The sequence below is a fragment of the Amycolatopsis xylanica genome, assembly GCF_900107045.1.
In the GTDB taxonomy this organism is placed as follows: Bacteria; Actinomycetota; Actinomycetes; order Mycobacteriales; family Pseudonocardiaceae; genus Amycolatopsis; species Amycolatopsis xylanica.
Map to the genome: position 1 here is coordinate 1 of NZ_FNON01000005.1, position 21,347 is coordinate 21,347.

A 21,347-nucleotide genomic window follows, 5' to 3' on the forward strand; every position below is an offset into this window, starting at 1 on the left:
GGTGGGCTTTCGGGCGCCGGCCGCGTTCGAGGGCCAGACGCTGGGCTCGGTCGGCCCGGTAGCGGCGAGGCCGGCCAGTGATCGTGGCGCCGGGCCTGGAGCACCGCGGCCCACCACCTCGGCGCACTTCCCGTGAAATCGTCGAGGGTGACCTACCCAGGACTCTCGCAATCACATCCTGGGTAAGTCCCTGATCCAGACCGTTCTGGATCTTTTCCCGTTCCTCGCACGTCAACCGGGGTCCTGGCATGACGATCTCCTATCAGCCACCACTACTTGCAACAACCGATTGAGACCAAGTGGCTTTCGGGCTATCAGACCTGACGAAAGTGGCTTTCGGGCTTTCGGTGGCCGTGCGGGGATCAGGGGAGGTCCGAGCGGAGGAAGCTGTAGCGGTAGCTGTCGCGGTACTGGCCGTCTCGGAAGTCCCAGCCGCGCTGGATGCCTTCGCGGGTGAAGCCGGCTTTCTCGAGAGCGCGCTGCTCGGCGATGTTCTCGGTCTCGGTGTCGGCCTCGACGCGGTGGACCAGGGTGTGGGCGAAGAGGTAGCGCACGAGGAGGCGCTGGGCCTCGGTGCCGATGCCCTGGCCGCGTGATTCGGGCTGGATGATCAGGCCGATGTTCCAGCAGTAGGCCCAATGACCGGTCGGAATCTTGTGCCACGACACGAAACCGTGCGCGGTGTCGCCTTGGCCGATCATCAGCTGGCCGTGCTCGGGGCCGAGTAGGCCGTTTTCCTTCCAGCGGCGCAACATCAGGCCGGGATCGTGCCAGCCGAGCCACTGGAACGAGCCCGCGCCGTCGGGGTCGTTGGTCAGCCGTTCGAGCAGCGGCATGTCGGATTCGCGGGTCGGGCGCAGCGTCACGGGGTCTGGCATGCGGGCGACCCTAGTTCTCCGTGATCGCGCACGCCCGCCATTTATTTCGTGCCCTGGGCTCGAGGGGTCGTGAGCGTTGCGGGCGGTTCTAGTTTGAGCGGATAGCCAAACGTGTCGTGTGGGCGGCTGGGCGAGCGCCTCCTTCACTCACCTGTGCTGGCCGGAGGTACCACTCGCGCGGGCACAGTCCCCTGATCCGAGCTTGGTCGCGCAGCGAGGGGAGAGCCCTTCAGCTCGGGTCGAAGGAGCCGTGCCGCCCGGCGCCCGAGGCGAACCGGCCCGCGCCGTCGACGGCCTCGGCCGCGAGGCCGGTCGAGCCGAGCGCGATCTCGAACTCCGTGCGCAGCGCCTCTTCGCCCGGACGGCCGTGCTGCGCGAGCACGGATGCGCGGTCGCCGCGCAGGCAGGCCTGGGGGAACGCGGCGAGCTGGCGGGCCAATTCTTGGGCGCTGGTAAGGGATTCGCCGACCGGGACGACCCGGTTGGCCAAGCCCATGGCGAGTGCTTCGGCCGCGTCGACCGGCCTGCCGGTGAGGATCATGTCCATCGCGCGGGACTGGCCGATCAGCCTCGGCAGGCGGACCGTGCCGCCGTCGATGAGCGGAACGCCCCAGCGGCGGCAGAACACGCCGAACACGGCCGACTCGTCGGCGACGCGCAGATCGCACCACAGCGCCAGTTCCAGGCCGCCCGCGACCGCGTGCCCGTGCACGGCGGCGATGACCGGCTTGGTGAGCGTCATCCGGGTGGGGCCCATCGGGCCGTCGCCGTCGGGGTCGAGGCGGTTGGCCCGTGCGGTGCCGATGCCCTTGAGATCGGCGCCGGCACAGAAGGCGTCACCCACTCCTCCGAGTACTGCGACAGAAGCGTCGCTGTCCGCGTCGAAGGCGCGGAACGCGTCGGCGAGCGCCAGCGCGGTCGGGCCGTCGACCGCGTTGCGGACCTCGGGCCGGTTGAGCAGCACCGTTGTCACCGGTCCGTCCCGCTGAACGAGAACCAGATCGTTCATGAATGATCCTTAAGCGTGTCTGCGTGCCCGGACTCCCGTAATTCTTCTAGAGTAGACACGACAGTGATGGCCACATAGAGTCATCGGTACGACACCGCAGTGTGATCGGTGAGACGTGATCGGATGGAGCTATGTCGCCCCAAATCAAGAAGATCCTGGTCGTCGGTGTTGTCGCGCTCGTGCTCTTCTTCTTGATCACCCGGCCGCATGAGTCCGCCGACGCCGTGCACAACGTGCTCGGCTGGCTCCGCAGCGGGGCCGAAGCCGTCGTCACTTTCGTGAAGGATCTGTTCGCCTGACCCCAAGCAAGCATCGACCGGCACCGCGGGGCGATGCCGGTTGTAACGCTGTGCGCCCGATTTTACCGTCACCTAGCGTTACGGATTGCGAGATCCGGTGTCCACACTCGACCATCCGGGTGGATTGAGGCCGATAAGCCGCTGGTAGACGAATTCGTAGCTTGGAAAGTCTGGCGGAGTAGACCTGCTCAGCCCTACGGTGCTCACATTGCGTGATCAGCTGATGCCGTCCACGGGGAGGCCGTGGATCTCGGCACCAGGCGCAGGGTTCAACAGCAAGATCGTTGTGGCTTGTTCAGTCATGAACTTCGTCAGTCGGGGCGATGAAGGAGGCAGGGATGACCGGAGATCCCGGAGTGGATGCGTTGATCCGGCAGTGGGCGGCCGAGCGCGAGCAGACCGCCGAGGAGCAAGAAGTGGACCGCATCGCGTCCGCGTGGCTTGCCGATGTTCCCCGCCCCGCACCCGGTATTCCGGGCCAGCGTGAACGCACCGGGTCCGCCCGGTGGGCACAGGTGGACAACGCCGATCCCGGCTACCTGGAGGCCATGCGCAAGCGGCTTCCCGGCGTGCCGGACGAACTCCTCACGGCCGCCGCCGGCTGGTGGCAGATGGTCGGTGGGGTTTCCGAGGCCGAGCTGTGGTGGGACGCGGGCATCAGCCCGCTGGACCAGCGCGCGCTCGACTACCGCGCGGCCGGGCTCAGCCCGTCGGACCTGAGCCGCAGGCTCGGGCCGATGACCGTGCTCCAGCACCTCCGCCGTGGCAGCGCCCCGGCCTGGTGCGTGGCGCGCCTCGCGCGTCAACAGAAGTCCGCATAGCGGGAGAACCTCACACGGCCGGGTGGAACCGGCGCGGCGACGACGTTTGGACAGCCCGCGTAACGCTAACCTGCGCGGGCTCGTTAACACACCAACGCCGTCACGCTGGAGGAACTGGTTCGTGCGCACGACCCCGCAAACAGGTTCGAAGCAGGGCACGGCCGTTCTGATCAGGCTCGGCGTGACCGCCGTCGTGCTGGCGGTCGCGGGCGGCGGTGTCTGGCTCGTCGCGAAGGCGAGTGACCCGGTCGCCAGCCCCACCACCACGGACATCCCGGCACTGCAGGTCGCGGCGGCCCAGGTCGAGCCGGGCTCGGTCGCCCCGGTCAACGCCACCTTGGGCGGTGGCGCGACGCAGGAGACCTCACCCCAGCAGGCCCAGGGCAAGAACCTGCTCGCCGAATGGGCGAACAAGGCCGCCCCGCTGACGGGCGTGCCCGCCAGGGCGCTCATCGCCTATGGCAACGCCGAACTCGCCCAGCGCGCCGCGCAGCCCGGCTGCAAGATCTCGTGGGCGACACTCGCCGGGATCGGGCGCATCGAGTCCAACCACGGCCAGTACGGCGGCGCGGTGCTCGGCGCCGACGGCAGGCCCAGCAAGCCCATCATCGGCGTCCCGCTCGACGGCTCCGCGGGCGTCAAGGCCATCGGCGACACCGACGGCGGCAGGCTCGACGGCGACCCGGTGACCGACCGCGCCGTCGGCCCGATGCAGTTCATCCCCGGCACCTGGGCGAAGTGGAACTCCGACGGCAACCGCGACGGTGTCGGCGACCCGCAGCAGATCGACGACGCCGCCTACGCCGCGGCCCGCTACCTGTGCGCGAACGGGCGCGACATGTCCAGCGCCGGCGGCTGGTGGCAGGGCATTCTGTCCTACAACAACTCCAACGAGTACGCGAAGAAGGTCTTCGGCCTCGCCGACGGCTACGCGAAAGCCGCCCAGGCCGTAAAGGTGTCGTGAGTGTTTTGGCCGGTTCTAATCGGCCGTACCACTCACGACCACTGAGCCGCAGCTCACTTCGGGACGAGTGCTAGCGTCGTGACCGTGCCAGTCAGTTCGGTCACCGGTCGCCGCCTCGCCATCGTCGGGGTGTCCTTGCTGAGCCTGGTGCTCTGCTGCGGGCTCGCCTGGTGGCAGTGGGAGCGGTACTCCTCCGCGAACGGCACCTTCCAGAACCTCGGCTATGTGCTGCAGTGGCCGCTGTTCGGGTTGTTCCCGGCCTTCATGTTCTACCGGATCCGCAAGCTGCGCATCCGTGCTGAGGAAGAAGCCGGGGAAGAGCCGGAGGAGGCGCCGGCCCCGCCGCCGCGGAAACCGGCGCCCGCCCCCGTGGCGGGCGAGGACGACGAGCTCGCCGCCTACAACCGCTACCTCGCCGAGCTGAACGCTCGCGATCACGAGAGGTCCCCGGACAAGCCATGACCACCCGCACTGACGACACCACCCCGCTCGCCTCGCTGGCCGGACCGCTGACCCGGTTCCGCGCGGCCGCCTACGTGACCGGTGTCGGCCTGCTCGGGCTGTGCTTCGTGATGGTGCTCCGGTACGGCTTCGCCAACCCGGAGCCGTCGGCGATCTACTCACCGATCCACGGCGTGCTGTACATGATCTACCTGGCGCTGACCATCGATCTGGCGATCAAGGCACGCTGGTCGATCAAGGGCACCGTGCTCGTGCTGCTGGCAGGCTGTGTCCCGTTCGTCTCGTTCCTCGTCGAACGCCGGGTCACCCACCGGGTCAAGGCCGGTCAGAAGCTCTGAACGTCATCGCCACCGCGAAGGTGCAGGCGGCGATCAGCGCGGACGCGATGAACGCCGTGGTCATCCCGGTGACGAGGATCGTCTCCGGGCCGCCGCCGATGCCGCGCGTGGCTTCGCCGAACACGGTGACCAGGATGGCGAGCCCGAGCGTCGCGCCGCCCTGCTGAAGCGTCTGCAGCACACCGCCCGCCGCGCCCGCGTCCTCGGCCGGGACGGTGCCCATGATCAGGATGTTCAGCGGCGAGAACGCGAATCCCGCGCCGAAGCCCATCAGGATCATCGGGGCGAGCATGCCCGTCGCGTAGTGGCTTTCCGGCGTGAGCTGGGTCAGCCACGTCAGGCCGACGACCATGGCGGCGGTGCCTGCCGCCGCCATCTTCTTCGGGCCGAGTTTCGGCAGCAGCCGTGAGACGAGCCTGGTCACGGTGAACAGCACGGCCGCCATCGGGAGGAAGGCGAAGCCGGTGGCCAGCGCGCTGAAGTGGCTCACGTCCTGCAGGAACTGGGTCAGGAAGAAGAACATCGACATCATCGCCATCGGCCCGAAGAAGAAGTTCGCGTAGGCCGCGGCGCGGTTGCGGTCGGCGAACAGCCGCAGCGGCATCAGCGGCTGGCGGGCCCGGCGTTCGATGGTCAGGAACGTCGCGATCAGGGTGAGGCCGGCGGCGAGCGCCACGATCGTGAGCGCGTCACCCCAGCCTTCCTGCGCGGCGCGGATGAAGCCGTAGACCAAGGACGCGACACCCGCGGTGCCGGTGATCGCGCCGGGCAGGTCGAGATGCGCCCGCCTGCGTTCCGGCTCCGGCACGAATTTCGGTGCCAGCAAAGCGATCGCGGCGCCGAACGGCACGTTGATGAACAGCACCGCCCGCCAGGTGAACCACTGCGTCAGCAGGCCGCCGAGGATCAGGCCGATGGCGAAACCACCGCTGGCCATCGCCGAGAACAGCGCCAGCGCGCGCATCCGGGCCTTGGGCTCGGTGAACGTGGTGGCGATCAGGGCGAGCGTGCTCGGGCCGGCCATCGCGGCGCCGACGCCTTGGGCGATCCGGGCGACGATCAGCAGCTCTGCCGAGGTGGCCAGGCCGCCCGCGAGCGAGGCTACGGTGAAGACGCTGGTGCCGATGACGAACATGCGGCGCCTGCCGAACAGGTCGCCCGCACGGCCGCCGAGCAGCAGGAAGCCGCCGAAGACCAGGCTGTAGGCGTTCATCACCCACGACAGGCCGGTGCGCGAGAAGCCGAGTTCCGCCTGGATGGGCGGGAGTGCCACGTTCATCACCGTGGCGTCGAGGATCAGCATGAGCTGGCAGGTCAGGATGATCGCCAGGATGAGTGCGGGGCGCCGCCGGGTCTCCGGTGGCGCGGGGGGTGACAACAGGGACTGCTCGGTCAAGGAATACTCCCCAGTACTCACTGTGGTGCTCTGTGTACTCAAGTGGAGAAGCTCTCCGCTTCGTCCATGAGAGCATATGGAGAGTGTCTCCACTTACGCAAGTGAATTCGGAGAGTTTCTCCGGTTATCCTGGATGAGGAGGTGTCCCATGACGGCAACCGATCCCGCCCGTCCCATGCGCGCGGACGCGCGCCGCAACTACGACGCGGTCATGGCGGCCGCCAAGCAGGCCTTCGCCGAGCACGGCCCCGAGGCCCCGCTGGACGACATCGCCAAGCGCGCCGGCGTCGGCGCCGGGACGCTGTACCGGCATTTCCCGACCAGGATCGCGCTCATCGAGGCGGTCTACCGCGGTGAGATCACCGAGCTGAGCGAGCGCGCGCACCAGCTGCTCGCGGAGCGGCCGCCGTTCGACGCGCTCGTGCGCTGGACCGCCGAGCACGTGACGTACGTGCTCAGCCGCAGCGGCCTCGCGGCGAGCCTCAAGGCGTCGATCGACGCGAACTCGGACACCTTCCAGCTCTGCCGGACCAACTTGTACGGCGCGGCGGGCGCGCTGGTGGAGGCGGCGCAGAAATCCGGTGACATCCGCACCGACATCACCGGCGTCGACGTGCTCCGGCTCGCGCACGGCGTCGGCGTCGCGGGCCAGCACGCCCCACCCGGCGACGCCGAGCGCCTGATGGCGATCGTCGTCGACGGGCTCCGCGTCAAGACGGGATAAAGCGGGCTCTATCCCGTTGTGGAGTAAAGCCCGCTTTATCCCGGGTTGCTAGGAGCCGATCCCGGTGAGGGAGCGGACCTCCATCTCGGCGTGCTTGGCCGCGTCGGCCTTCGGGCCGAGCAGGGTGCCGATGTAGCCGCACAGGAACGAGAACGGGATCGAGATCAGGCCAGGGTTCTTGAGCGGGAACCAGTGGAAGTCGACCGACTGCACGATCGAGTCCGGCGTTCCCGACACCACCGGCGAGAAGAACACCAGCACCAGGCACGCGATCAGGCCGCCGTAGATGCCGCACAACGTCCCGGTCGTGTTGAACCGCTTCCAGAACAACGAATACAGCAGCGTCGACAGGTTCGCCGAAGCGGCGACCGCGAACGCCAGCGCCACCAGGAACGCGATGTTCTGGCCGCTCGCCAGGATGCCGCCCGCGATCGCCAGCACGCCGACCACGACCGCGGTGATCCGCGCGACCTTCACCTCCGCCGCCGCTTCCGCCTTGCCGTGCTTGAAGATGTTGGCGTAGACGTCGTGCGCGAAGGAGGCCGACGCGGTGATCGTCAGCCCGGCGATCACCGCGAGGATCGTCGCGAAGGCGACCGCCGAGATGATGCCGAGCAGCAGCGTGCCGCCGATGTGCAGGGCCAGCAGCGGCGCGGCGGAGTTCTCCCCGCCCGGCGCCGCCTTGATCTCTTCGGGGCCGACGATCGCCGCCGCGCCGAAGCCGATCACGAGGGTGCAGAGATAGAAGAGGAACATGCACGCCGTCGCCCAGACGACCGAGCGGCGCGCCTCCTTGGAGTTCGGCACCGTGTAGAACCGCATCAGCACGTGGGGGAGCGCGGCCGCGCCGAGCACCAGGGCCAGCGCCAAGGACACGAAGTCCAATTTGGTCGTTCCGGTGGCGCCGTACTGACCGCCGGGCTCGAGCAGTTTCTCCCCGAGCGGGCTCTTCTCCGCCGCGGCCGCGAGCAGGTTCGAGAAGCTGAAGCCGAACTTGCCGAACAGGAACACGGTGATCAGCGTGCCGGACACGAGCAGGATGCTGGCCTTGATGATCTGCACCCACGTGGTGCCCTTCATGCCGCCGACCAGCACGTACAGCACCATGATGATGCCGACCACCGCGATCACCAGCGCCTGGCCGAGTCGCGAGTGGATGTTGAGCAGCAGCGCGACCAGCCCGCCGGCGCCCGCCATCTGCGCGAGCATGTAGAAGAAGGAGATGACCAGCGTCGACGTCGCCGCCGCCGCGCGGACCGGGCGTTGTTTCATCCGGAACGCCAGCACGTCGCCCATGGTGAACTTGCCGGTGTTGCGCAGCAGCTCCGCGATCAGCAGCAGGTCGACCAGCCAGGCGACCAGGAACCCGATCGAGTAGAGGAACCCGTCGTAGCCGTGGATCGCGATGGCGCCCGCGATGCCGAGGAACGAGGCGGCCGACAGGAAGTCGCCGGACAGCGCGATCCCGTTCTGCCTGCCGGAGAAGACACTGCCCGCCGCGTAGTAGTCGGCGGTGGTCGAGTTGCGGGTGCTCGCGCGGTAGACCACGTAGAGCGTGATCGCGACGAACAGGGCGAACACCGCGGTGTTGACGAACGGGTTGCCGCTCGAGGTGTCCGTGGCCGCGAGAGTCGTCGTAGTCGTGGTCGCCGTGGTCACTGTGCTCCCTCCGCCCGCGCGCGGACCTCGTCCACCTGCGGGTCGATCCGGCGGTTCGCGAACCTGACGTAGACGGCCGTGATCACCGCGGTGCTCGCGAACTGTCCCAGGCCCAGCACGATAGCCAGGTTGACCTCGCCGATGACCTTCAGGCTCATGAACTCGTGCGCGTAGGCCGCCAGCAGCACGTAGGTGAGGTACCAGGTGAAGAACGCCAGGCTCATCGGGAACACGAACCGCCGCAGCCGCGAGCGGAGCGAGACGAACTCGGGGCTGTCGCGGATCTCGTCGAAGCTCTGGCCCGCGACCTCCGGTTCCGGTGCCAGGTTCCCGCGCACGAACATCGGGGGCAGCTGCCGCGGCGGGGTCACCGGGCGCCGTCGCGCCGAAGGGATGAGGGCGGGGGAGTGCGCGATGTCCTGCATGGGTGGTCCTCCGGCAAAGGTACGCGTCCATGTGGGTGACGCCGGCGCCCCGCATTCGTGTGCGCCGCGTTGCCTGATGGGCGTTCGGAGCGCACATAGTAACTACGCATCGGAATGGGGGAACACGTCGGACCCTGGGGTTCTGACACGGTATTCGTTTTCCGGTCCGAAAGTCGCGGAAGTAACGCTGTTTCGACGGTAACGGTCTTATCACTCGAATTGGTGACGCGAATCGTAACTCGCTGTCGCGAAATGGGTGCCTATTGGACAAAAGCCTGATCAGTGGGTTGTTGGCAGCCTGCCAGTCGTTACTGTTGGTAGTTTCCGGTTAAGTGACTTCTGTTGGGGTCATCCGCGTTTGGCGGCCAGGCGAGGCTGGCCTACGTTGGTGGAGGAGCCCTGCCGGTTCGCTCGACCGCGTGAGAAAGCCCCAAGTGGATGAGGTTGTCCCGAGGTCGATCTTGGCAATGCCACAACATCGGGCACACATTTGGGCTTGACCCCACGATCGGGTGCACGCAGGGTGCACCCTGAAGAGGCTTTGGCTACTCTGTGTAGGCTAATCGGGTGACATGGCCGTCGAGAAAATCAGTGCGGGTGGTCACTGAAAAGCATCATGGCCACGCGGGGTGACGAAAAGCGTTCACCGTGGCCTTCTGTTTCGTGTCATTTGCGCTGGTCATACACCGTGTCGCGAGCGAAATTGACTTGTCACCGTTTGGTGTACGATTCTTTCGCCAAGCCGACAGCTGTGATCGAAAGGCGCGGAAAACCTGATCTCCATGAGGGTGCAGATCGCATGATGCGAATCCGGCGCCTGCCGGGGGATCGCAGATGTCCGTCGGCGGAACTTGACTTACGCGGCCTCACGACGTGGGCTGCTGGACGCGGATCGGCAGGGATGATCGGATGCGGTTGGCGAACACCGCGAGCGGCCGAACCGGATCGACGACGCCGGACAGGGAGTCACATAGGTGACCGTTGCAGGAGAAGGCCAAGTGCCTGTGGGGAAGCTGCTGGGCAGGCAGCCGCGCAAACCACGGAAGATGGCTGACTGGCGTGCGGTGCTGCGCTGGCGGGACTGGAGCCTGCCGGTCAAGCTCTCCGCCGTCACGCTGGTCCCGATTTTGATCGCGCTGGTGCTCGGCGTCACCACGATCGCCAACCAGGTCGGCAAGTCCGACAGCTATCAGCGTATCGACAGGCTGGTGGCGCTGAACTCCGCCATCCGGACGCTGACCGACGGGCTGCAGCGCGAGCGCACGCAGACCGCGGCCGTGCTGACGGCGGGCAACGGCGTGTCGCCCGAGCTCACCGCCACCCGCGGCGAGGTCGACCGCCTGGTCGTCCCGTTCACCCTCGCCGCGGGCAAGGCGGCCACGCTCGACCCGGGCATCGGCGGCATCAAGAACGAGGCGGGCGTCCAGGTCGCCAGGCTGGCCGACGTGCGCGAGCAGGGCGGGGCGGGCAAGCTGTCGCCGGTCCAGTCGATCGGCGAGTACACCTTGATCATCGGCTCGCTGCTCAACCTCGACACCGCGCTGACCGCCAGGATCAGCGACGACGCCATCGGCGGCACGCCGAGCGCGCAGCACGACCTGCAGGTCGCCAAGGAGCAGGTCTCGCTCATCCAGGGCCTGGTCGACTACGGCATCGCGCGGGGCACGCTCGCCCCGACCGAGCTCAACCAGGTCCGGTCCGCGCAGGTGCGGTTCGTCGACAACATCGACGACTTCCGCGCCGCCGCGTCCCAGGAGCAGCGCCAGGACTACGACAGCACGGTGGCGGGCGGCGGCTCCGACACCCGCGACACGCTGATCAAGACGGCGCTCGGCGAGTCGGGCGTGCCGCCGGAGCAGGCCTTCCGCAAGATACCGGCGCAGTCGTGGAACGAGAGCTCGGCGGCCATCCTCGGCAGGCTGGGCGAGGTCTCGCAGCGGCTCGGCGACCAGACGGCCGTCGCCTCGGCCGCGCTCGTCGAAAGCTCCAGCAGTGGCGCCGGGCTGCTCGCGGTCCTGCTCTTCGGCGCGCTCGTGCTCGCCGCCGCGGTGGTCTTCGTGATCACCCGCCAGCTGCTGCGCTCGCTGAAGATCCTGCGCAACAGCGCGCTCGACGTCGCGAACACGCAGCTGCCGGAGGCCGTGCGCAACATCCAGGAGGGCAGGCCGCAGAACACCGAGGTCGAGCCGGTGCCGGTCACCGCGAACGACGAGATCGGCGAGGTCGCCAGGGCCTTCGACGCGGTGCACCACCAGGCCATCCACCTCGCCGCCGAGCAGGCCGCGATGCGCACCGGCTACAGCAGCGTGTTCGTCAACCTGTCGCGCCGCAGCCAGAGCCTGGTCCAGCGCCAGCTGCAGCTCATCGAGCGGCTCGAGCGGGACGAGGAGGACGCCGACCAGCTCGCGACGCTGTTCCAGCTCGACCACCTCGCGACGCGGATGCGGCGCAACAACGAGAACCTGATGGTGCTGTCCGGCTCCGAGTCGACGCGCCGGTCCGGTCAGCCGGTCACCACCACCGACATCGTGCGCGGCGCGGTCTCGGAGATCGAGCAGTACCAGCGGGTGGTCGTGCAGCCGCCGCCGACCGCGAAGATCGTCGGCTACGCGGCGGGCGACCTGACCCGGCTGATCGCCGAGCTGCTGGACAACGCGACCGCGTTCTCCGCGCCGGAGACCAAAGTGACCGTCGCCGTGCGGATCGCCGACGACCGCTCGCTCTCGATCGACATCCTCGACAAGGGCATCGGCATGAACGAGGCCGAGGTCACCGAGGCCAACTCGCGGCTGACCGAAGCCGCTTCGGTCGACCTGGCCACCTCGCGCCGGATGGGCCTGTTCGTGGTCGGGCGGCTGGCCAGCCGTCACCGCATCGGAGTCTCGCTGCACGGCGGCAAGGACATCGTCGGTGTCCGCGCGACTGTCTCCGTGCCGCCCGAGCTGGTGATGACCCCGTACGGCGGCGACCTGCAGCACACCGGCCCGATCCCGGCGTCCCCGCAGCAGCACCAGCAGCCCGGCCAGGCGCTGCCGCAGCCGAGCGCGCTGCCGAGGCGGCAGCGCCCGGCCAACGGCACCCGGCCGTCGCCGTCGCTGCCCGAGGCCGGCTGGCCGTCCGCGGAGGACGTCGCCGCGCTGAACGAGCGGCCGCCGTCCGACATGGAGATCTCGGGAACCGCGCTGTTCAGCCCGATCAGCTCCGGCGACGACCAGCCGAGGCCGACGGTCCCGCCGCAGCGGCCCGCCGAGCCGCCGAAGCCGCCCAAGGCTCCCGAGCCGGAGACGGTCTCGGAAAGCGGGCAGCTGCCCAGCGGCAAGGAACTGTTCGTCGCCAACGGCACCGCGCTCGGCGAGTGGTGGAGCCAGTCGGCGAAACAGGCCGCGCCCGCCGAGCCGCCCAAGCAGGCGAAGCCGGGCACGTCCGAGACGACGCCGATCTTCGACGAGATGCTCTCGGCGTGGTTCCGCGAGCCCAAGCCGCCGCAGGCGGAGAAGCAGGCCGAGGGCGAGACGCCCAAGGAGAAGACCAACTGGGACCTCGCCAGCGACGAGAACTGGCGCAAGGTGCAGGCCGTGACGCAGACGGCGCCGTCGACGTTCACCGAGGCCGGTCTCCCGCGCCGTCAGCGCGGCGAGAAGCTCATGCCGGGCAGCGCCGAGCATCCCGAGAAGCCGGCCGCCGCCGCCAAGAACGCGGACCTGCCGGTCCGTGACCCGGCGGACGTGCGCGGCAGGCTGTCGAGCTTCCAGCAGGGCGTGAGCCGGGGCCGCAAGCAGACGTCCGCGTCGGCGAAGCCCGCTGAGCCTTCAGCGCCCAAGGCCGCCGAGGAGAAGGCTTCCCCTGCTCCGAAGGCCCCCGAAGCTCCGAAGCAGGAGAAGGCGGCGCTGCCGCCGTTGCCGCAGCGGCAGGCCAAGCCGGTGCCCGCCGCGGCGCCGCCCGCCCCCGAGGACGCCTCGGAACTGACCGCCACGGCGGAGTGGGCGTTCGGCTCCGACGACGGCTGGCGGACCGTGCAGGCGGTGTCACAGAGCGCACCGTCTACCTTCACCCCTGCGGGCCTGCCGAGGCGGCGGCGCGGGGAGCAGCTGCTCCCCGGCAGCGCCACCGCACCGGCGGCGCCCGCCGGTCCCAGACGAGAACGTGACGCACAGGATGTGCGCGGACGGCTGAGCAGTTTCCAGCAGGGCATCCGGCGCGGACGCCACCGGACAGCTCATCCGGCCGAAGCCAACCCAGAAAACCTGGAGGGTGAATGACCTCGCCGAACGCGGCACAGCCTCAGCAGAACCAGTTCGGATGGCTGGTCAATGACTTCGCCGAGCGCGTGCCCGGTGTCGCGCACGCGGTCGTCGTCTCCGCGGACGGCCTGCTGCTGACCTCGTCGAACCGGCTCCCGCTCGACCGCGCCGACCAGCTCGCCGCCGTCGCGTCGGGCATCGTCAGCCTCACCCAGGGCGCCGCGCGCTGCTTCGAAGCGGGTGCGGTCAACGAGACGGTCGTCGAGATGGAGCTCGGCATCATGGTGCTGATGTCGATCAGCGACGGCTCCTGTCTCGCGGTGCTCGCCGCCCCCAACTGCGACATCGGGCAGGTGGCCTACGAGATGACGATGCTGGTCGATCGGGTCGGGCAGATCCTCACTCCGGAATTGCGTGCGCAACTCCAGGGCGCGGGTGGCTCACTCATTGGTGAACCGGTGGGATGATGCCTCGATGAGCACGGGATCCGGATACCCAGAGAGGCCGGTTGGCGACGACGGCACGTTCGCCGACGTCCTCAACGGCTTCACGCTGGACTCCGGCCGTGGCCGTCGGAAGCAGCGAAGGAAGGACAAGGACTCCGGCCAGCAGGGGTCATCGCAGGAACCGACCGACCAAGGAGACCGCGTGACCTCAGTAGTCTCGCCGCCGGACACGGGCGGGCTCTTCGACCCGGCTCCGCAGGAGTACGCCGACTACGCCAGTTATGCCGAATACCCCGCGTCGGCGCAGGACGATCTCCTCCATCCGGCCGAAGAGACGGCGATCGTCCGGCCGTACGCTCTGACGGGTGGCCGCACCAAGGCGAATCACGCGTTGGAGCTGGAGACCCTGGTCTCCGCGAAGGAAGAAGTCGCGGTCGGGGTCTTCTCCGACGCCGCGATGCAGCAGATCGAGAGCCTCTCGATCATGGAAGAGTGCCGGACCCCGCGTTCGGTCGCCGAGATCGCGGCGGCCATGCGCATACCGCTGGGCGTGGCGCGAGTGCTGATCAGCGACGCGGCGGACGCGGGACTGGTCACCGTGCACAAGACGCTCTCCGGCAATGACGGCGCCGAAGCACACTTGGTGTTGATGGAAAGGGTTTTGAGTGGACTCCGTCGGCTTTAAGGCACCGCGGGAAACCGCGCCGCCGACCATGACATCGGCGAAGATCGTCGTGGCGGGCGGCTTCGGTGCGGGCAAGACGACCTTCGTCGGCTCTGTGTCGGAGATCGTCCCGCTCACCACCGAGGCGATGATGACGGACGCGAGCACCGGCATCGACAACCTGGACGCCACCCCGAAGAAGTCGACCACCACGGTCGCCATGGACTTCGGCCGCGTCTCGCTCGACGCCGACCTGATCCTGTACCTGTTCGGCACCCCCGGCCAGCAGCGTTTCTGGTTCATGTGGGACGACCTGGTCCGCGGCGCCATCGGCGCGGTGGTCCTCGCCGACACCCGCCGCCTCGCCGACTCGTTCGCCCCGGTCGACTTCTTCGAGGACCGCGGCCTCCCGTACATCGTCGGCGTGAACTGCTTCGACGGGATCCTCCAGCACGACATCAACGACGTGCGCGAGGCACTCTCGATCGACCCGAGCATCCCGATCGTGCGCTGCGACGCCCGCGACCGCGAGTCGACCAAGCAGACGCTGATCACCCTCGTCGAGTACGCGATGCGCCAGTGGATCGCGCTCCGGGCGGCCAACGCCCGCTGACCCTCGTGAGTGGTGCTCGTGAGTGGTATGGCCGGTTCTAACCGGCCATACCACTCACGACCCGGCCTGACGTGCGCAGGTGAGGGGTCCTTGCTGCGCCGAGCGCAGCTGTGGAGCCCTGTCCAGGTCCTAGAGGCAAGCGCGAGTGGTAACACCGCTCCGCTAGATGCAGCAAAGTCACCACTCGCACGCATCTCATCGAGTCTGGTCGCGCAGCGAGGGTGCCCCCGAGTGTTTACTAAGCACCGAATGGCCCTCTCGCTTCACCGCTTGGCCGAGGTCGGCACCTCATCGAGCTTGGCCAGGAAGCTCACGCCGGCCAGCACAGAACACGTCGGGCTGGGCTTCTCTCAATAATCCGGCCATACCACTCACGCCCCTTCTTGGCCGAGTAGCGCGTCGAGCCGGTACTGGAGGAGCTCCGCTGCGTTGGCGATCCCCGGCCTGGGCTCGATGCCCGAGCGGTCTCGAAAGGCCACGATCGCCTGGATGTTCCGCCGCGCGACGACCAAGTCGTCGATCTCCGCGCGTAGCTCGGCGGACAGCCTTGGCCAAACCGCCTGTGCGTCGAAGGTGTTCACGCCTCCATCTTGCGGTTACGGTCGAGTGGTTATTTCGATCTAGGGGGTCACCGTGGAATTCCAGGATGTGGTGCGCCGTCGTCGCATGGTGCGTGAGTTCACCGACGAGCCGGTCTCGGACGAGAGCCTCCAGCGCATCTTGCGCAACGCCTTACGCGGGCCGTCCGCCGGTTTCTCGCAAGGCCAAGGCTTTCTCGTCCTGCAGGGCGATGAGCTGAAGCGGTTCTGGGAGTACGGCGCGGCGTGGACGCACGAAACCGTGAAGACCGCGCCGGTCGTGATCATTCCGCTGTCGGTCAAGAACGTGTATCTCGACCGCTACGCCCGTGAAGACAAGGGTTGGACCGACCGCGACGAAGCCCGCTGGCCGGTGCCGTTCTGGGACATCGACACCGGCATGGCGACGCTGCTGATCCTGCAGACCGTCGTCGACGAAGGCCTCGGCGCGGTCTACACCGGCATCGGGCCTGAAGCCGTGAAGAAGCTGCGCGCGGACTTCGGCGTGCCGGAAGACCACGAGCCGATCGGTGTCGTCGCGCTCGGCCACGCCGCGGAAACCGAGGCTTCGCCCGGGTCCTCGGTGCGCAAGGTCGCGCGCCGCGCCTTTGACGACGTGGTCCGCTTTGGGCACTGGTGAGGGCTCGTAAGTGTGGCTTGCGTTGTCGATCGACGCGTGAGCATGCGAAACCCGAGTTTGGGCCATTCAGTGGCCCAAACTCGGGTTTCGCGAAGGCCTGGCCACCGTCGGCGACCCGATCACCAGCCAGCGTGGGGGTGGACGTAGTGAGCGGGGCGTTTGCGTCGTTCAGCGTTGTGAACGCCCCGTTCACAACGTTCAGCCGACCCTAACTGCCAGGCATGGGTTAGGACCGGCCAAAACACTCACGACTTAGCCGAGCAGGAGGCGCTTGACCTCGGCGGCCACGCGTGCGCCGTCGGCCCGGTCGCCCACCTGTGGCTTCACGACCTTCATGACCGCGCCCATGGCCTTGCCGCCCTCCGCGCCGTCGGCCTTGGCCTGGGCCACCGCGGCGGCGACGATGGCGGTCAGCTCGTCGTCCGAGAGCTGCTTCGGCAGGTAGGCCGACAGCACCTCGGCCTCGGCCAGCTCGCGGGCGGCGGACTCGGCGCGGCCGCCCTTCTCGAAGGCGGTCGAGGCCTCGCGGCGCTTCTTCACCTCGCGGGCGATCACCTTGAGGACGTCGTCGTCGGAGAGGACGCGGGGCTCGGTGCCCGCCGTCTCCTGGTAGCTGATCGCCGAAAGGGTGAGCCTGAGCGTGGCGGACCGGAGCTCGTCGCGTGCCTTGATGGCGGTCGTGAGGTCGTCGTGCAGTTGTGCTTTGAGCGTGGTCATGGCGGCAATCTTGGCACCCGGGCCCCTGGTGCGCTCGCCAATTAGCACTGGTGCGCGCCGAACGGGCGCCGGAGTGACGTGGTTCACAATTGCGCCCCCGTGCTTCGTCGAATAGGTTCGTGACACTGGGGTTTTAGGTGGGAATTTTCGTCAAGTGGGTGACGCGCGGATGCGCGTTGGTTTGTGCTGCCTGCGTTCTTCTTCACCGAAATCGCCGTCGACGATTCGGTAAGGCCTTTGAGGCTTAATCACCATTCATTAAATCTGGGGGTTCGATGAGTGTGCCACGCGCTCGAAGAGCAGTGGTTTTTTCCCTTGTGACAGCGGTTTTCGCGGGATTGCTGCATCCGCCGGCACAAGCGGCCGTGCAGGCCGACCCGCCGCCGCCCGGGGTGCAGCCCGCTTGGTCGGAGCCTTATCCCGAATGGGACGGCAAGACCGGTCTGCCGGCCGGTTTTCTCAGTGATCCTCGATTTCGGCAGATTGTCGCCGACAATGCGGAGCTGGCGGAGGACTTCGAAGTCCGCGACGCGGCGGCCGCCGCGCTGGCCGCCGGGGACAGCGCCGCGATCAGGGCCTTCCTCGACACCGGCCTGAACCAGGCTCAGGCGCTGGCGGCCGCCCGCAAGGCGGAGCAGGCTCGCCGCGACCGTGCCGAGATCGAGCCGCTGGCGGGAACCGGCGGTCCGTACTTCAACGCCGAGGTCACGCGGGTGCTCGCGGGCACCGACAGCGATCGGGCCGCTTTCCTGGCTTACGGCAAGGGAATCGCGCAACAGCGGGACGCTGCGACCAGCCAGGGCGCGCAGGCTCGCGCGACGGAGAACCGCGCGCGCGTGACGATGCTCGTGGGTGCGGCAGGGCCGAAGGTCAAAGCCGCGGCGCAGGCGGCACTGGACGCGGGCGACGCCGCCATCGCGGAGTTCCTGAACACTGGATACCTGGTGGCGGCGAAGGCCGACGCGGACGCTCGTGAGCAGGCGATCAAAGACCAGGAAGCCCGCGACAAGGCCGCGGAGGAGCTTTCCGAGCTGGCGAAGAAGTCCGCGCGTGCCTCGCAGGCCCGCCGGAATCTGCTGGTGGTGCACGGCAACGGCGTCAACGCGCTGGAACGGGCCGCCAACGCGCTGGTGTCCGCGGGCACCGAAGCCCGCAAGGCCGAGCAGATCCTGATGGCCAACAAGGCGGGCGGCCAGCATCCGGCTGACGCGTTCAACGCGGTCAAGGCCGAGGTCGGCAGGCAGCTCGCACTGGCGAACCAGGCGTCGGCCGACGCGCAGACCGCCTCGGTGCGTGCCCAGGTCGAGGCGAACGTACTGGTCGAGACCGGGCTGACCTATGGCGTCGAGTGGGCGCAGATGGCCGCGGGCATGGCCGGTGCCGCGCTGGCGGCGGCCAAGGCGTCGGAGACCGCTTCGCACGCCGTCGACGCGACCGCCTTCACAGACCAAGCGACCAACGCCCAAGAGCTGGCCGAACGGCATGCCAAAGAAGCGGAGCAGTGGCGACTGCACGCGCAAGAACACGCGAAGGCCGCGGCGTCGATCGCCGAAGCCGCGCGGGTGCAGGCCGACGCCGCCAAGGACGCCGCCGTCCGCACGAAGGCGGCGAGGCAGGCAGCGGAAGCCGCCGAGGCGCGGGCATGGGCTGCCGCGGAACGGACCCGCAACGCGCGGATCACCGCGGAGCGGGAAGCCGCGACCGCGGCCGCCGCACGGGCGACGGCCGAGCGGGAACGGGCCAAGGCCGCGGCGGCACGCAGCCGCGCCGAGCAGCAGGCCGCGGTCGCCCACTCGGCGCGTGGCGAAGCCGATCGCCAGGCGGGAATCGCACTGGGCGCACGTCAGCGCGCCGAGGCTCAGGACAGCATCGCGGCCGGGCTGGATCGCGACGCGAACACCGAGGCGGACAACGCGACGCGGGCACGGGACCGCGCGTTCGAGGCCGAGCGTGCGCAGCGTGACACCGAGGCGCGTGCTGCCGCGAACGAAGCCGCCGCGGCGGCCGCGCGGGGCGGTTATTACGAGGCACCCGCCCGTGCCGCGGCCGACCAGGCGCGCACCGAGGCGAACACGGCCAGGGGAGCCGCGACCGCGGCTCGGGGCGCGGCCAACACGGCGACCGGCGCCGCGGTGGCCTCGCGGGCGGCGGCGACCGAAGCGACGCGCGCGGCGGCACGGGCACGGGCGGCGGCGCAGCAGGCGGCCGCGGCCGCGGCACGGGCCAACGCGGCGGCAAACCAGGCCGAGGCCGAAGCGGCGGCCACACACGCCGCCGCGCTGCAGGCGAACGCGGCTTCCGAAGAGGCGACCGCGGGCGAAGCGCAGGCGGCTGAGGCTTCGCAAGCCGCGAGCGCGCTCGCCGGGCAGGCCGCTTCCGAGTCGGTGCAGGCGCTGACCGCCGCTGAGCGAACGAAGACCGAGGCTGACGAGGCCGCGGCCGAAGCGGTTTCGGCCGCTACTCAAGCGAGCTTGGCGGTTCAGGCCTCGCTGGCGGCGCGAGCGTCTTCACAAGCCATCACCGATCCCGCGAACACGGCGATCACCGTGGCGACGCCGTTCACCGGGACCGACCTCGCCGCCGACTTCGTCATCACGGTGGCGAACCAGGCGAGGACGGTCGGCGCCGAACAGGCGCAGGCCGCGGTGAACCGGGCAGCCGAGGCCGTGGCCGCGGCGAAGACGGCGGCGGACGCCGCGACCAGGGCCTCCGGTGAGATCAAGCCCGCGTTCGACGCGGCGGCGGAGGCGGCCAAGTCCTCGGCGGACGCGGCGAAGTGGGCGGCGGACGCCCAGCAGGCGGCGGCGGACGCCGCGACGGACGGCGCGGCGGCGCGCGCCTCCGCCCAGCGCGCGAACCAAGCCGACGCGCAAGCACACGCCGACGCCGTGCTGGCGCGGAAGGCGGCCAACGCGGCCAACAACGACGCGGCGGTGGCCGGCCGGTCCGCGGCCGCGGCCGGGCGCGACGCCGCCGCGGCACGCTCGGCGGCGTCCAACGCCGAAGCCGAAGCTGCCGCGGCCAGGAGCGCGGCGACGAACGCGGAGAACGACGCGACCAAGGCGGAAAGTGCCGCCGCGAGCGCGCAGCAGCACGCCGACAACGTCGCCTCGTCGGCCCAGCGGGCCCGCGACATGGCGGTCGAGGCCAGCAAGGCGGCCGACCGGGCCGAGGAGGCGACTCGCAAGGCCGCGCAGGAGAAGCGGAACCAGGACCAGCAGAACGCGGACCCGCCAAACGGTCCCGGTCTGCCGCTGGACGACGAGCTCGGCGCGCTGACCGACCACGGCAACGGCCTGGTCACCTGGCAGGACCCCGAGACCGGGATCTTCTACCTCAACGGTGTCGCGCTCGGTGCCGACGCTCCTGGCCTGCGTGAGCTCATCGAGGCGCTGAAGCGGCAGGTCGGGACCGACCCCGAGCGCTACTTCCCCACCGATCACCCGTTCAAGGACCCGCGGTTCGGGGTCTTCAACCTGCTGGTCGACGCCTGCCGGGCCCAGTCCAGCCTGTGCAGCGCGAAATTCCAGATGCAGGTGGTCGCCTTCGGCAACGGGGGCCCTGACCCGGCGGGCATCGGCGACCCGCAGACATTCCTGCTGATGAGCGCGCTCGCCGAGTTCGTGATCGGCGCGGGTGGCCGCTGGGGTCTCAAGACCGGCCCCAAGGCACCACCCGGTAAGCCTTGCAACTGTTTCCCCGCGGGCACGACGGTCGCCACGGACCATGGCGCGAAGCCGATCGAACTGATCGCCGTCGGCGACCAGGTCTGGGCCCGTGATCTCGCCACCGGGCGATCGCAGCTGCGCAGTGTGGTGGGGCTGTTCAACAAACACGCGGACCAGATCCTCACGATCACCACGACCGGGACCTCACTGCGGGTCACCCCGCAGCATCCGTTCTGGGTGGTCGGCAAGGGCTGGATCGACGCGGGCGAACTCCGCGTCGGGGACAGGCTCAGCACGCTCTCCGGCGCCGAACAGCCCATCACCGCGATCACGAGTTCGATGACCGGCACCACGGTCTACAACTTCGAGGTCGCGGGGGACCACAACTACTACATCACCGACGCGCAGCTGCTGGTCCACAACTGCGACCTGAACTACCACGAGTCGCCGGAGCGTGGGCACACGATCGACCGCCACGTCGCCAAGGACGACGATTATCTGAGGAATCGCGGCAAACCCAAGGCGTCGACGTTCGTCGACCTGCCCACCGCGGAGCACTGGACGCAGGCCAATCTCGATCGCAACAAGGACAAGGTCGCGAACTTTCTCAGCGGCACGAAGCAGACGACGGTGATCCACTACCACTTCGACCCGGGGGTGGACACCAGCAAGATCGGCCGTATCTGGGTGAAGGAGACGAACAGTTTCGTGAGTCCCCGCCGGATGGAGACCGAGTTGATCAAGGATCCGTCCATGAAGGACGGTTACTACATCAAGACGTCCTTCTTGGACTTCTGACATTTCG

General features: G+C 68.8%; 20 protein-coding genes. 12 read left to right on the forward strand and 8 right to left on the reverse strand.

Features of this window, described 5'->3' with window-relative positions:
• From BLV57_RS44420 to BLV57_RS22975, 3 genes are all read right to left on the reverse strand, one after another.
• On the reverse strand, nt 1-250 hold a 250-nt coding region (locus BLV57_RS44420), incomplete at its 3' end, for a helix-turn-helix domain-containing protein (protein ID WP_143047124.1).
• Nucleotides 251-362: 112 nt separating this feature from the next.
• Complete coding sequence (locus tag BLV57_RS22970; protein ID WP_091292032.1) at nt 363-878, reverse strand: GNAT family N-acetyltransferase; 516 nt, start codon at nt 876-878, stop codon at nt 363-365.
• Between the two features lie 229 nt (nt 879-1,107).
• Entirely contained in the window at nt 1,108-1,887 is a 780-nt protein-coding gene (locus tag BLV57_RS22975) for a crotonase/enoyl-CoA hydratase family protein (protein WP_091292034.1), read from the reverse strand.
• 131 nt (nt 1,888-2,018) lie between these two features.
• Between BLV57_RS22975 and BLV57_RS43385 the strand changes: the two genes are divergently transcribed.
• The 5 genes from BLV57_RS43385 to BLV57_RS22995 all read left to right on the forward strand — a co-directional run bounded on the left by BLV57_RS43385 (nt 2,019) and on the right by BLV57_RS22995 (nt 4,771).
• Nucleotides 2,019-2,186: a hypothetical protein gene (locus BLV57_RS43385; protein ID WP_176968764.1), complete on the forward strand. Its 168-nt coding sequence runs from the start codon at nt 2,019-2,021 to the stop codon at nt 2,184-2,186.
• Between the two features lie 338 nt (nt 2,187-2,524).
• A complete protein-coding gene (locus BLV57_RS22980; protein WP_091292036.1) occupies nt 2,525-3,007 on the forward strand; it encodes a transcriptional regulator in 483 nt (160 codons plus the stop codon).
• Between the two features lie 121 nt (nt 3,008-3,128).
• The gene (locus BLV57_RS22985; protein WP_091292037.1) at nt 3,129-3,971 is read left to right on the forward strand and encodes a lysozyme family protein; all 843 of its coding nucleotides are present in this window, start codon (nt 3,129-3,131) and stop codon (nt 3,969-3,971) included.
• An 84-nt stretch (nt 3,972-4,055) separates the two neighbouring features.
• Complete coding sequence (locus BLV57_RS22990; protein ID WP_091293115.1) at nt 4,056-4,433, forward strand: hypothetical protein; 378 nt, start codon at nt 4,056-4,058, stop codon at nt 4,431-4,433.
• The gene (locus BLV57_RS22995; protein WP_091292039.1) at nt 4,430-4,771 is read left to right on the forward strand and encodes a DUF3817 domain-containing protein; all 342 of its coding nucleotides are present in this window, start codon (nt 4,430-4,432) and stop codon (nt 4,769-4,771) included. The genes BLV57_RS22990 and BLV57_RS22995 overlap by 4 nt, the downstream gene beginning before the upstream one ends.
• On the opposite strand, the gene BLV57_RS23000 is transcribed toward BLV57_RS22995, so the two are convergent.
• Nucleotides 4,749-6,167, reverse strand: a complete 1,419-nt coding sequence (locus BLV57_RS23000; protein ID WP_091292040.1) for an MFS transporter — start codon at nt 6,165-6,167, stop codon at nt 4,749-4,751. The two genes, BLV57_RS22995 and BLV57_RS23000, sit on opposite strands and share 23 nt — an antisense overlap.
• 148 nt (nt 6,168-6,315) lie before the next feature.
• On the opposite strand from BLV57_RS23000, the gene BLV57_RS23005 reads away from it, so the two are divergent.
• A complete protein-coding gene (locus BLV57_RS23005) occupies nt 6,316-6,891 on the forward strand; it encodes a TetR/AcrR family transcriptional regulator (protein WP_091292042.1) in 576 nt (191 codons plus the stop codon).
• Nucleotides 6,892-6,939: 48 nt separating this feature from the next.
• Here BLV57_RS23005 and BLV57_RS23010 read toward each other — a convergent pair whose 3' ends face one another.
• Both BLV57_RS23010 and BLV57_RS23015 read right to left on the reverse strand, forming a co-directional pair.
• Nucleotides 6,940-8,550, reverse strand: a complete 1,611-nt coding sequence (locus BLV57_RS23010; protein WP_091292044.1) for a solute symporter family protein — start codon at nt 8,548-8,550, stop codon at nt 6,940-6,942.
• Nucleotides 8,547-8,975: a DUF485 domain-containing protein gene (locus BLV57_RS23015; protein ID WP_218134868.1), complete on the reverse strand. Its 429-nt coding sequence runs from the start codon at nt 8,973-8,975 to the stop codon at nt 8,547-8,549. The genes BLV57_RS23010 and BLV57_RS23015 overlap by 4 nt, the downstream gene beginning before the upstream one ends.
• Before the next feature lie 998 nt (nt 8,976-9,973).
• On the opposite strand from BLV57_RS23015, the gene BLV57_RS23020 reads away from it, so the two are divergent.
• From BLV57_RS23020 to BLV57_RS23035, 4 genes are read left to right on the forward strand one after another with little or no spacing between them, the layout of a single operon-like run.
• Entirely contained in the window at nt 9,974-13,234 is a 3,261-nt protein-coding gene (locus tag BLV57_RS23020; protein WP_091292045.1) for a nitrate- and nitrite sensing domain-containing protein, read from the forward strand.
• Entirely contained in the window at nt 13,231-13,683 is a 453-nt protein-coding gene (locus BLV57_RS23025; RefSeq protein WP_091292047.1) for a roadblock/LC7 domain-containing protein, read from the forward strand. Before BLV57_RS23020 ends, BLV57_RS23025 begins: the two co-directional genes overlap by 4 nt.
• Nucleotides 13,684-13,690: 7 nt before the next feature.
• Nucleotides 13,691-14,347, forward strand: a complete 657-nt coding sequence (locus tag BLV57_RS23030) for a DUF742 domain-containing protein (protein WP_245757475.1) — start codon at nt 13,691-13,693, stop codon at nt 14,345-14,347.
• Nucleotides 14,328-14,939 carry a GTP-binding protein gene (locus BLV57_RS23035; RefSeq protein WP_176968765.1) on the forward strand — a complete coding sequence of 204 codons (612 nt, stop codon included), beginning with the start codon at nt 14,328-14,330 and terminating at the stop codon, nt 14,937-14,939. The genes BLV57_RS23030 and BLV57_RS23035 overlap by 20 nt, the downstream gene beginning before the upstream one ends.
• A gap of 371 nt (nt 14,940-15,310) precedes the next feature.
• On the opposite strand, the gene BLV57_RS23040 is transcribed toward BLV57_RS23035, so the two are convergent.
• On the reverse strand, nt 15,311-15,520 hold the full coding sequence (locus tag BLV57_RS23040) for a hypothetical protein (RefSeq protein WP_091292048.1): 210 nt from the start codon (nt 15,518-15,520) through the stop codon (nt 15,311-15,313).
• Nucleotides 15,521-15,572: 52 nt separating this feature from the next.
• Here BLV57_RS23040 and BLV57_RS23045 point away from each other — a divergent pair, with 52 nt between their 5' ends.
• Entirely contained in the window at nt 15,573-16,157 is a 585-nt protein-coding gene (locus BLV57_RS23045; protein WP_091292050.1) for a nitroreductase family protein, read from the forward strand.
• 252 nt (nt 16,158-16,409) lie between these two features.
• On the opposite strand, the gene BLV57_RS23050 is transcribed toward BLV57_RS23045, so the two are convergent.
• Entirely contained in the window at nt 16,410-16,874 is a 465-nt protein-coding gene (locus BLV57_RS23050; RefSeq protein ID WP_091292052.1) for a GatB/YqeY domain-containing protein, read from the reverse strand.
• Between the two features lie 317 nt (nt 16,875-17,191).
• Between BLV57_RS23050 and BLV57_RS43390 the strand changes: the two genes are divergently transcribed.
• Nucleotides 17,192-21,340, forward strand: a complete 4,149-nt coding sequence (locus BLV57_RS43390; protein WP_091292053.1) for a polymorphic toxin-type HINT domain-containing protein — start codon at nt 17,192-17,194, stop codon at nt 21,338-21,340.
• The last annotated feature ends 7 nt before the right edge of the window (nt 21,341-21,347 follow it).

What these genes read in the sequence shown, in the direction of transcription:
- BLV57_RS22970 (WP_091292032.1), bottom strand. Translation starts at nt 878, where the DNA reads ATGCCAGACCCCGTGACGCTGCGCCCGACCCGCGAATCCGACATGCCG.
- BLV57_RS22975 (WP_091292034.1), bottom strand. Translation starts at nt 1,887, where the DNA reads ATGAACGATCTGGTTCTCGTTCAGCGGGACGGACCGGTGACAACGGTG.
- BLV57_RS43385 (WP_176968764.1), top strand. Translation starts at nt 2,019, where the DNA reads ATGTCGCCCCAAATCAAGAAGATCCTGGTCGTCGGTGTTGTCGCGCTC.
- BLV57_RS22980 (WP_091292036.1), top strand. Translation starts at nt 2,525, where the DNA reads ATGACCGGAGATCCCGGAGTGGATGCGTTGATCCGGCAGTGGGCGGCC.
- BLV57_RS22995 (WP_091292039.1), top strand. Translation starts at nt 4,430, where the DNA reads ATGACCACCCGCACTGACGACACCACCCCGCTCGCCTCGCTGGCCGGA.
- BLV57_RS23005 (WP_091292042.1), top strand. Translation starts at nt 6,316, where the DNA reads ATGACGGCAACCGATCCCGCCCGTCCCATGCGCGCGGACGCGCGCCGC.
- BLV57_RS23015 (WP_218134868.1), bottom strand. Translation starts at nt 8,975, where the DNA reads ATGCAGGACATCGCGCACTCCCCCGCCCTCATCCCTTCGGCGCGACGG.
- BLV57_RS23025 (WP_091292047.1), top strand. Translation starts at nt 13,231, where the DNA reads ATGACCTCGCCGAACGCGGCACAGCCTCAGCAGAACCAGTTCGGATGG.
- BLV57_RS23030 (WP_245757475.1), top strand. Translation starts at nt 13,691, where the DNA reads ATGAGCACGGGATCCGGATACCCAGAGAGGCCGGTTGGCGACGACGGC.
- BLV57_RS23050 (WP_091292052.1), bottom strand. Translation starts at nt 16,874, where the DNA reads ATGACCACGCTCAAAGCACAACTGCACGACGACCTCACGACCGCCATC.